The following is an 8941-nucleotide window of genomic DNA, read 5'->3' on the forward strand; positions in this document are numbered from 1 at the left end:
CTTACATAAAACGAATAAACCAACGTTCCTTAAAACTCACACCAGCTAACGCCTCATACTCTGCCAAACTTCTGACATTTCCTAAACCATAAATCCCAAAATCTTCCGTAGCAGTTTCCATACCTAAAATCTGACGAAAACGAGATTCAGATATCTTATTTTGTACCCACCAATCTTGATGATCTTCCCAATGTACAACCCGCTTTTTACCAGTATTATAAAAATGCCAACAAACACTAAGATTAGGATGATAAATATCCCATCCCCTTGTCCAAGCTTTAGCAGCAAATAACACCTCTTCCCCAGTAAAATAAATCTCTGAGTCGTAGGGTACTTCCTCAATAATTAACCCATCTGCAAAAATAAACCCAGCAGCAACAAAAGCTCCTAATTGTGGAACACTACATTTACTCAAATCGCCTATTGCTCTCAAACTTAAAATACCAGGATCTCCAAACTCCTTTGCCTCTAACCGACTTGGCGTATCCCCAACCAATTCCCTAGGGGGTCTATAAGCAGGAGGATAGGTACTCAAAAGAGGTTTTTCACTGGGACACATTTCCAGCATTTTAATCAATTCTATGTCCCAGCCAGGTAAAAATCTCATGTGGGCATCAATTTGTAGAGTATAACGTTCCTTTTGCCACAACTTTTGTACTAAAGACCTCGCCCAACCTACGCCACGAGCTTCAGAAGCAGGCACTGCAATAATACGACAATCTTTAATACCTTTAAGTTTGCTGATATAGTCCTTTTCCTCATCCGTACCATACTGCCAACAAATGCCAAAAGTGAGGCGTTCAGGATGAGTGGCATGGGCGATCGCTTCTTCTACTGTTGGGATTAATTCTAAATCGCGATAGGCAACTATTTGAATAAAAATATTATCCATAAAATTTTTATTATAGCAATTGTAATTATATTTTTTAAATCATTACTGCTTTAGATAGCGCAAATCAGACAATAAGTAGACTTATACTAATATCTAGTTATTATAAAGTACTTATCTAAGTCCTCAAATCCTACTTTAAGCAAAAACTTTTACTTTTTTATTCTTCCTTAATTTGCGACATTTGTACTACTTCATAGACTAGAGGTTATGTATCGATCTAATCTATAGGTACAAAAAGTCATTTACTTTTTTCTTTTGCTTAATCCTCACTTCTCCATTATGTAGCTTCAATTATTTTCTTCAACATCCGTAGATCCACAAGAGGTCACACTATACTATTGATCTAGATCGCAAAAAACATCAAAATTTGTCACAATAAAACCTTGACTAGCCTCACTGAAATTACGGTATGAATAATCAGATGATATATTAAGATTGAACAACTGATTGAAATTCAGGGTTTTTACTGAAATTAAATTATGGAAGTTAATACTAATAATCCAATAAATATTAATTCTGAAATACCTAGTCCTGTTGAATGGGTAGAAGAACATTATTCGATCGCCAATTTAATAGATACTCTGACCAATTTACAAGAGGTACTTACTCATGGACTACTATTCCAAGATAATCAAGATGGAGAATTAGTTATTAATGCTGATGTGAAAGATTTATTACGAGAAGAATATGGACATCAACATTGGGAGTATTTAGAAAAATATTTATTGAGTAATGGTTGAAAATAATATTCTGTAGCGTAGTATTACTGATTCTTAAGTAAGGGAGTAGGGGAGTAGGGGAGTGGGGGAGTGGGGGAGAAGTAAACATCAGAATTATTAATACGCTACTGGCGTGCTAATTATCAAAAATTTCATTGCGGTTGTGTTAATTACTTAATAATTGAAGTTTCACCTCACAAAAGCATTATTTTTTTTACCCTTGGTATCAAACAGCTTTCATTGCAGATAAATTTTTGTAGCTTATTGCACTAAAGCTAGTCTAAAGAATTTGAAAATATTCAAAACATAAATCAACTATTCCCTCCTGTTGCCTTTTTTTTAATACTTTAAGACAAAATTTTCGGTAAACCTACCTTTTTTAATTCCACAAATTTACCTAGAAAATCTACAGCTTGATTATCCCCAACTCTCCTTGCTTCTGCCAACTCTCGACGAATTCCTGCTCGTTCCATTTTGTCAGAAATTCCACCTAATATATAGATAAACAATCTCATCGCTAAATCTCTCCCAGCTACCGACATTCGCTTCCGATTAAAATCATATAAAACCCCATACCAAATAGAGTCAGGAAATTCTATCCCACTCAAACCACCATCTGCATCATACTCATTTAATTTATGAAAAACTTCCTCCAAAGAAAAGCCTTTTTTATATATTAAAATTCCTAGAGCTTCAGCAAAAGCAATTTGTCCAACAGGGCGAAATAAAACATGACCTTCTCCTGGCTTTATTTCAAAACTAAATCTTCTCAATTCTGGAGTTTCGGCACCATTTTCTAATCTTGAATAACTAGGTAAATTAGATAAATAATTCCAAAACAACATAAATTCCTCTAGTCCTTCTTCTAACTCTTCTTCTTCAGGGCGCATCGGAATTAAACCTTTATCAGAAGGTTCCCAATGAGGATAACGAGGTTTTAAATATCTTTCGGACATATCTTGAATTGCTTGAAGAGTTGTTAAAACCGTAGACTTAGTTGCCACAGTTGCACTATCCCAATTCACCCGTGGATTTCTATCATCTTTCTCTTTCAATAAAGGATGATAAATTGCTGTTTTTCTAGCCACAATGGCAAACCCATCATCCTCATTTAATAATGCCAACTGCCCTTTACTTAATTTTACAGCCGTCAAATTTACATGAGCAAAAACTGACCTAACTCTCCGTCGTGCCTGTGCTCTACTTTCTCCTTTTACTACTGCCGGAATAAATTCTATACCTATTTGTTCGTAAGCTAATTTTTGTAATTCTGGCAATTCAATATGATGGGTTTCCGCTAAATCATCAATGTTAATAGCTGCACCTACTGGTTTTTTTTGTTTGTTATATCTAGGCAACCTACCTGTTTTTATTAATTCCATTAAACCTTGAATTCCCATGAGTCGATGTTGACCGTCTAGGGCAAATACTGCTACTTCTAAACGCAGGTCTAATAATCCTACTTTTCCGGTTGAATCTAGGGGTAAAAAATCAGTTGCAGATTTATTTGCTTTACCATTTTTATTCCATTCTTCTGCTTTGGGATTATCTACCCAACTGGGGCTAATGACTACTAATACTGCTGGAAATTTATGGGCTTTTCTTGTTGCTAAATATAGGGTTAATGGAGCTTGGCGAGACCAATCTAGGGGACGTTGTTGAATTTCATCTATTGTTTCTGCGTCACGAATTACATTATCTGTTTCTACATCAAATTTTTGCCGAAATAATGGTAGTTGAGAGGCAAAACGTACACGACTATCTAACCATTCTAGAGTAACGGAACCAATGTAAGCTTCTGTATTTCCCATCATGGTTTTTTGCACTAAAAGTCTGTCATCTTTGCCTATATGTTTGTCTAATAGGATGGCGATCGCTTCTCTTTCTCGATTATCATTTTCTAAAATTTCTTTTGCTATTTCTGAGGTGGGTTTATTGGTCTTTTTCATCGCTGATTTTAGGGAATATTTTTAATAATTTTTGAAAATTACTACATATATAAATTTTTGTCAATAAACGTTTTTAAAAACTTTTGAGTTAGTATAATCATTAATTGTATAGTAATTTTTAGCCATCATATGCTATAGCAATATGATTTGAGTTGTGAGATATTGAAAACTTTTAGGGAACAGGGAACAGAGAAGAAGAAAAAAACATATCATATGAATGTAATAATTGCTATATTCTATACTTTTAAGTAACATCTCAATTCTCACAACTCATTCCTGATTGCTATATTTATTATGTCAATAGTAACTTATGAAAAATTAGCGATGAATATTCATTCCTTATTTCTATCCTCAAAATAGGGATAGCATCTAAATAAACAGTTGATTTTAAATAATTTATTTTTCCTTGTAAAACAGAGGAATGGCAAATCTATTTATTTTGTAGAAGTAAAACTTTAGTGTGGGAGGTATCAGTGAAATATTGAGGCTAGATATTAATAGTATCTGGTTATAAATAGAGTTGATTTTGTAATATATAGCAATCCTAAATTAGTTGCGGGTAATCAAAAAGTAGATAAAAAAACTGAAATTTTTACCGAATAATTAATAATTAATAATTAAATAATTCGCGCCTTGAAGCCTCCCCTTTTAAGGGGAAAAAAAGCGGTTGAGGGATGGCGAGGTCCCCTCGCCATATCCAATCAACCAAGACAGCGGTCGTTTGCGGAGCAGTCCGTTAGGATGGGATGGCGAGGTCTCCTCGCCATATCCAATATCCATTATCCATTATCAATTAATGAACTATCTAAGTAGTCGGACATAAATAAACAGCATTGAGATGTTTTGCATAGTGCTATAAATGAGTGAAAATCAAGAATCAAAAATTTATCGGAATTTAGCATACTATTGTGATTGTTTTTCTCAACTTAATGTTCGAGAAACGAAAAAGCAAGGTACTAAACTTTATCAACCAATTTTACTTTTATCGGTTATAGATTTAGTTGCAGAGGGTGTAATAAAAGAAAACCGGATATCAATTTCAGATGAATTAGTTGAGACTTTCCAAAAATATTGGGATGTACTAGGATCTGATTCTTTTAAAGAACGTTACTTTGCCCAACCTTTTTTTCACTTACAAAATACTAAATGTAAATTTTGGCATCTTCAATATACAGAAAAATTCAAAGGTCGTCCTCTCAGCATTTCTGGTTTAAGAGAAGCTTTTGATTATGCAAATTTAGATGATGAGTTATTTGATTTACTGCAAGAAACTGATGCGAGAAAAGAAATTATTGATGTCCTGATATCTAAATGGTTTTCATCAAGCCATCAAGAAATAGAGGAAATATTAAAAATCAATCAAAATGTTCAGGATTATAAATCTCCACAAATCAAACAAATTCACAGCATTGAAAAAATGCCAATATTCTCTATCAAAAAATCCTTAGTTCGAGATGCTTTTTTTCGTAAAGCTGTGGTACATATCTATGACTATAGATGTGCTTTGTGTAGACTCAAGGTAACTGTATCGCTAACTCAAAATATTGTAGATGGAGCACATATTAAACCATTCGCTAAGTTTAATGACAATCAATTAAATAATGGAATATCCTTTTTTCAACAATGAATAATGAATAATGAATAATTACCTCTCCTTGAAAGTGGATAGGATTGACAAAGAGATGAAAATTTTTCTTCTCTTGGTCGATGGTCGGACAGCGAGCAGACCTCGCCATCCCATCCTAACGGACTGCTCCGCAAACGACCGCTTATTATCCCCTTAAAAGGGGAGGCGCATACCCACAATTTTTCGGTAAAAATCATCATTGGGCATTTGACCGAGGACTTTTCACCATAGATAGTAACTATAAAATTTTGGTAGCTAGTAATTTTCAAGAAGAGTCACCTTATACCAAATCAATTACATTCTTTAATGAAAAATCAATTATATTACCAAAATTAGAATCATATCTTCCTCGCAAAGAAGCCCTAAAATGGCATAGAAAAAATGTATTTAAATCTTAAATTATTTCAAGTCTTTTAGTAAATTTCAGAGGTCTGATAAAAATGACAGGTATACAAACATCCTTATTTCCGCAGCGTAATACTGATGATTTAGTTCAAGATATAGATAAATTAACTCAAGAAATTCAAGAACTATATTGTTTAGATTCTATTCCTTGGATAATTGGATATTCAGGAGGAAAAGATAGTACAGCAGTTTTGCAACTTGTATGGAACGCAGTTGCAAAACTTCCTTTAAAAAAAAGAACTAAAAAAATTTATGTTATTACCACAGACACATTAGTAGAAAATCCGATAGTTTCTGCATGGGTACGCAAATCAATTAACAAAATGAAACTAGCTGCTGAAAATCAGAAAATACCAATAGAACCCCACCTACTGTACCCAGAAATTAAAGATACATTTTGGGTAAATTTAATAGGGAAAGGATATCCAGCACCAAGAAATAAATTTCGTTGGTGTACTCCCCGTCTAAAAATTAATCCTTCTAGCTACTTTATACGAGAAGTAGTGAGAAATTATCAAGAAGTTATTTTGATTCTTGGTACTCGGAAAGCCGAAAGTACAAAGCGTGCTTCAGTAATGGCAAAACATGAAACTGGTAGATTGCGCGATCGCCTTAGCCCTTATGCTGGTTTACCTAATTCTTTAGTCTATACTCCTATAGAAGATTGGCGAAATGATGAAGTTTGGATTTACATTAATCAATGGGAAAATCCTTGGGGTAATAGTAATAAAGACTTATTTACAATGTATAGAGGCGCTACTGCTGATAATGAATGTCCTCTTGTAATTGATACTTCTACTCCTAGTTGTGGAGACTCTCGTTTTGGGTGTTGGGTTTGCACAATGGTTAGTCAAGATAAATCTATGGAAGCAATGATTCAAAATGATGAGGAAAAAGAATGGATGCAGCCTTTATTAGACCTACGAAATGAGTTAGATATTAAACCAGATAAAGACAAAAGAGATTTTCGTAAAATTTGGGGTGGTGTTCAACTATTTGAAAGAGAAATAGATAATAAAAAGTCGATTCATGTAGTTCATGGCCCATATACTAAAGAATGGCGAGAAAATTGGCTGATAAAACTGTTAGAAGCTCAAACAAAAATTCGTGCAACTGCTCCAGAAAGTATGCAAGATATTACTCTTATTTCTCTGGAAGAATTGAGTGAAATTAGACGCATTTGGTTAGAGGAAAAACATGAGTTTGATGATAGTTTACCCCATATATATGAAGAAGTAACAGGAGAGAAATTTGAAGACTGTCGTCCTGGTGCAGGAATAAGTCTTTTAGGTAGTGATGAATGGTCAGTATTAGAAGAAATATGTAGTGGGGATGAAATGCACCTTGAACTTATGGCAAAACTGTTAGATACAGAGAGGCAGTATTATATTAAGTCTCACCGATATAAAATTTATGAAAGTCTCGAACAATGTTTTGAAACAAGTTCTCGTTCCAAGGAAGAAGCTATTCAAAACGCTCATAATAAAAGAGATTTAAAAGAAGCTGTCGAGCAAGGAAAAGTTTCAGAGAAAATGAAACAATTAAGTTGGGCAAATATGAAATTTTCTGGTCAAAGTTCGACAGGTACTGAGTAAGGGAGTGGGGGAGTGGGGGAGAATTAACGCGCGTCAGAAGTCAGAAGTTAGAAATGACTAGAAAGTTGTCAACAACCCAGCGCTAATTATCAAGGAATATAGCGTGGGCTTTTTTAAGCTCTAGTTGACCAGACTCAGGAGTAAAATCTCCTACGTTTTTATCGTCATGGTACCTATGGATGCGTCGCTAGTCTGTAGCTCTACCGTTAGTCATTAAACATTCGAGCGAGGGTTAAGAAAGTGTGGCTAACCTCACAAGCGATTAAAACATTGTCAAAGCGAACCTTACCCTAGCAATAGGAGAACACACCAATTATGCGTGTATTTGTACTTAACAAAAACCGACAACCTTTAGACCCCTGTAAGCCTGCCAGAGCTAGAATTTTACTCAGAACTGGCAAAGCTAAAGTTCTACGTCGATACCCCTTAACAATCATTTTGACTGAGGAGGTAAGTCAACCAATTACTCACAACCATCAACTAAAAATAGACCCCGGAGCAAAAATAACTGGTTTAGCAATTGTTCAAAGCAACAGAATAATCTGGGGAGCTGAACTCACTCACAGAGGGTTTCAAATTCGAGATAGTTTAACCAAACGTAGAACTTTAAGACGTTCTCGTAGAAATCGCAAAACTCGTTATCGTCAGCCAAGATTCTTGAATAGAAAAAGGTCGTCCGGGTGGTTACCCCCTAGTTTAATGTCAAGAATACAAAATATCTTGACTTGGGTTAAAAAGCTAACTCAATTATGTCCCATTACAGGTATATCTCAAGAGTTAGTTAGGTTCGACACTCAGAAATTAGAAAACCCCGAAATTTCAGGTGTTGAGTATCAACAAGGTACACTTTTTGGTTACGAAATTCGGGAATATTTACTAGAAAAATGGCATCGTAAATGCGCTTATTGTGGTGCGACGGATACCCAGTTAGAAATAGAACACATTGTTCCTAAATCTAAAGGTGGTTCCAATCGAGTTTCTAATTTAGCTATTTCCTGTCATAGTTGCAATCAGGCCAAGTCCAATCAAGAAATTGAACAGTTCTTATCTGGAAAGCCCAATGTTCTGCAACAGATTTTATCTCAAGCTAAGAAGCCACTCGCTGATGCAGCAGCCGTAAATGCAACTCGGTGGAAGTTGTACAACGAATTAAAGTTAACTGAACTACCTGTAGAAGTAGGTAGTGGTGGGTTAACAAAATTCAATAGGTGTAGTCAAAACCTGCCTAAAACTCATTGGTTAGATGCAGCTTGTGTAGGTATTTCTACTCCTGAACGGCTAATTATCAAGGAGGTAAAAAAACCTTTAATTGTCATCGCCACAGGACATGGCTCACGTCAGATGTGTCGTACTGATAAATATGGATTTCCAGTTCGTTATGTCCCCCGGTTCAAGTTTATTAAAGGATATCAAACAGGGGATATCGTCAAAGCTATTGTGACTAAAGGTAAGAAACAAGGTGTCTATGTAGGGAGAGTTGCTGTACGCACTACAGGCAGTTTCAACATCAAAACCAAGAATGGTTTAGTACAAGGAATTAGCCACAAATATTGTCAACATATTCACAAAAAGGATGGCTACGCTTATGTTTATGGGTCTAAAACCTCGCCTTTTAAGGCGCAATATTTTTGAAGCGGATCTCAAATCCTCGTTACAAAAATAACTTCTGACTCCTGACTTCTGTTTGCGGAGCATTCCGTAGAAACTTCTGAGTTAGTTAACCCACTACCTTTCCTCTTACTCCCTATTCCCTA

6 protein-coding genes are annotated in these 8941 nt (G+C 35.1%); 4 read left to right on the forward strand and 2 right to left on the reverse strand.

Annotated features, from left to right (window positions below; genetic code table 11):
- Position 1 precedes the first annotated feature (1 nt).
- Complete coding sequence (locus AC3DU7_RS13630) at positions 2–892, reverse strand: GlcNAc-transferase family protein (protein ID WP_488039881.1); 891 nt, start codon at positions 890–892, stop codon at positions 2–4.
- 479 nt (positions 893–1371) lie between these two features.
- On the opposite strand from AC3DU7_RS13630, the gene AC3DU7_RS13635 reads away from it, so the two are divergent.
- Positions 1372–1632, forward strand: coding sequence for a hypothetical protein (locus tag AC3DU7_RS13635; RefSeq protein WP_488039882.1), 261 nt, complete (start codon positions 1372–1374; stop codon positions 1630–1632).
- Between the two features lie 326 nt (positions 1633–1958).
- Here AC3DU7_RS13635 and AC3DU7_RS13640 read toward each other — a convergent pair whose 3' ends face one another.
- Positions 1959–3560 carry a DGQHR domain-containing protein gene (locus AC3DU7_RS13640; RefSeq protein WP_488039883.1) on the reverse strand — a complete coding sequence of 534 codons (1602 nt, stop codon included), beginning with the start codon at positions 3558–3560 and terminating at the stop codon, positions 1959–1961.
- Positions 3561–4419: 859 nt separating this feature from the next.
- Between AC3DU7_RS13640 and AC3DU7_RS13645 the strand changes: the two genes are divergently transcribed.
- The 3 genes from AC3DU7_RS13645 to iscB all read left to right on the forward strand — a co-directional run bounded on the left by AC3DU7_RS13645 (position 4420) and on the right by iscB (position 8819).
- Positions 4420–5187, forward strand: coding sequence for a phosphorothioated DNA-binding restriction endonuclease family protein (locus tag AC3DU7_RS13645; RefSeq protein ID WP_488039884.1), 768 nt, complete (start codon positions 4420–4422; stop codon positions 5185–5187).
- A gap of 440 nt (positions 5188–5627) precedes the next feature.
- A complete protein-coding gene (dndC, locus tag AC3DU7_RS13650; RefSeq protein ID WP_488039885.1) occupies positions 5628–7187 on the forward strand; it encodes a DNA phosphorothioation system sulfurtransferase DndC in 1560 nt (519 codons plus the stop codon).
- 315 nt (positions 7188–7502) lie between these two features.
- Positions 7503–8819, forward strand: a complete 1317-nt coding sequence (gene iscB, locus AC3DU7_RS13655) for an RNA-guided endonuclease IscB (protein WP_488039886.1) — start codon at positions 7503–7505, stop codon at positions 8817–8819.
- Positions 8820–8941 lie beyond the last annotated feature (122 nt).

It is taken from the genome of Okeania sp., assembly GCF_983059655.1.

What these genes read in the sequence shown, in the direction of transcription:
- iscB (WP_488039886.1), top strand. Translation starts at nt 7,503, where the DNA reads ATGCGTGTATTTGTACTTAACAAAAACCGACAACCTTTAGACCCCTGT.
- AC3DU7_RS13640 (WP_488039883.1), bottom strand. Translation starts at nt 3,560, where the DNA reads ATGAAAAAGACCAATAAACCCACCTCAGAAATAGCAAAAGAAATTTTA.
- AC3DU7_RS13630 (WP_488039881.1), bottom strand. Translation starts at nt 892, where the DNA reads ATGGATAATATTTTTATTCAAATAGTTGCCTATCGCGATTTAGAATTA.
- AC3DU7_RS13645 (WP_488039884.1), top strand. Translation starts at nt 4,420, where the DNA reads ATGAGTGAAAATCAAGAATCAAAAATTTATCGGAATTTAGCATACTAT.
- dndC (WP_488039885.1), top strand. Translation starts at nt 5,628, where the DNA reads ATGACAGGTATACAAACATCCTTATTTCCGCAGCGTAATACTGATGAT.
- AC3DU7_RS13635 (WP_488039882.1), top strand. Translation starts at nt 1,372, where the DNA reads ATGGAAGTTAATACTAATAATCCAATAAATATTAATTCTGAAATACCT.